Annotated in this window: 2 protein-coding genes and 1 pseudogene; 1 reads left to right on the top strand and 2 read right to left on the bottom strand. The window is 61.2% G+C overall.

All coding sequences use genetic code 11. The features are described from left to right. Together MESS2_RS33740 and MESS2_RS29420 are read right to left on the bottom strand one after the other, a co-directional pair. Nucleotides 1-232 (bottom strand): annotated as a pseudogene (locus tag MESS2_RS33740) (hypothetical protein); the annotation flags it as partial. A 183-nt stretch (nt 233-415) separates the two neighbouring features. Next, nucleotides 416-712: a hypothetical protein gene (locus MESS2_RS29420; RefSeq protein WP_008878344.1), complete on the bottom strand. Its 297-nt coding sequence runs from the start codon at nt 710-712 to the stop codon at nt 416-418. Between the two features lie 269 nt (nt 713-981). Here MESS2_RS29420 and mobQ point away from each other — a divergent pair. After that, the coding region (gene mobQ, locus MESS2_RS29415) for a MobQ family relaxase (RefSeq protein ID WP_040594368.1) at nt 982-1,684 on the top strand (703 nt) is incomplete at its 3' end.

Below are 1,684 nucleotides of genomic sequence, written 5' to 3'. Positions count from 1 at the left end.
CATAGCGCAGCGGCCGTTTTGATTTCGGATCACGACCGATCAGCAGGCCGGACTCGGCGCGGGCCAGCGGTGCCACTTCCTTGTTGGTGGCGAAGCGGGCCGAGCCGTGGGTTTCGCCTTCCATATCCCCGAAATGCGTAATCATGGGGTTGGTGAGGACGCGAAAGAGCAGCACGAAAAAAGACCAGCAGAACGACGAGGCCGGCGATGCCTCTGGCGATCCACCATTCATGCGGTATGCCATTGGCGGCGACGGCGAGCGCAAGGGTCACGATGAGAATGAACAGACCGACTTGCAGCAGATAGCGCCCGGCCCGGAAGGGGGCCATGATGATGCAGGAAATCGCCCATACCGGATCGCGGCCGGCTTGGCGCATCATGTTCTTGAATGCGGCCCATGCAAGCGTCCCCTGATTCATTCTGCCGCGCCTCCCGCGCCCGAGCTTGCGGCGTCTGGTTTCAGGAGATCGGTAAAGAGTTCCTTGTCGCCGTCGCGGGTCAGGAAACCGGGAAGCTCGCGGCGCAGCCAGTCGCTCAGGCGCTTGGTGAATTCTGGATCGTTGGCGTTTTCGAGACGGTGCAGGACGAGCGCGCCAAGCAGAACCTTGCGGCGCGTATCGTTCGCCCGTTCTTGCTTTCCTAGCCGGGCCTTCAAGCTGGCGCGCTGAGCATCAAGCTCAGCCAGCCTTTGTTCGATCGTCTTGCGCGCCATGCTGCATCTCCCTTCCGGTTGCAGCCGAGACTATCATTTCCGAACGCTATTTCCAGTTGTTTGGCTGTTTCTCTTGTAAATTCGTCGGTTTTGCAGCACAATCCGGCCTTCAATTCATTGCGTCGACCTTGCCGCAAGCGCCGCACCGAGCGACGAAAGAGCGAAGCGATTGAGTTGAGAAGGGCGCACTTACGAGTTACTGCGTAACTCAGCGCGCCGCTAGCTTGGAGGCTAGCGGGAAGGGCTAAAACGGCATCGGAGCTTGTTGCTTGGCGATCTACCATTTGAGCATGAAGCCAGTTTCGAGAGCGATCGGCCGCAGCGCCGTCGCCTCGATGGCTTATCGTGCCGGTGAGAAGCTGACCAACGAGCGCGATGGCATCACGCACGACTACACGGCCAAGCAAGGCGTGGAACATGCGGAGATCGTCTTGCCCGAGCCGGGTGCCGGCACCATGGGCGTAGCCGCCGATTGGGCGCGGGATCGGTCGGACTTGTGGAATGCGGCCGAGTTTGCCGAGAAGCGGAAAGACGCCCGTGTAGCGCGGGAGTTCGAGATTGCCTTGCCGCATGAGCTATCGGCCGAGGAACGGCTAGAGGCAACGCGGGAGTTCGCGCAGGAGCTGGCGAACCGCTATGGCGCGGCGGTGGATTTCGCGATCCATTCGCCGCACGACGCCAGCGACGTTCGCAATCACCACGCCCATGTGATGATGACGACGCGGCAGGTGACGGAGGACGGTCTAGGCGACAAGACCTATCTTGAGCGCGAAAACAAATGGCTCTTGGCGAACGACCTGCCGACGACCGACATGCAGCTCCGCGACATTCGCCAGAGGTGGGAGGGGATCGCCAACGAGCGGCTTGCGATGGCCGGGCTTGATATTCGCATCGACCATCGTTCGCACATGGAGCGCGGGCTAGAGATCGCGCCGACCGAGCATATGGGTGTCCATGCCTCGCAGATGGAGC

Origin of the sequence: Mesorhizobium metallidurans STM 2683 (genome assembly GCF_000350085.1) — a bacterium.
GTDB classification, from domain to species: Bacteria; Pseudomonadota; Alphaproteobacteria; order Rhizobiales; family Rhizobiaceae; genus Mesorhizobium; species Mesorhizobium metallidurans.
Note: the sequence above shows the minus strand (reverse complement) of the source record. Positions and strands in the feature narration are given on the sequence as shown.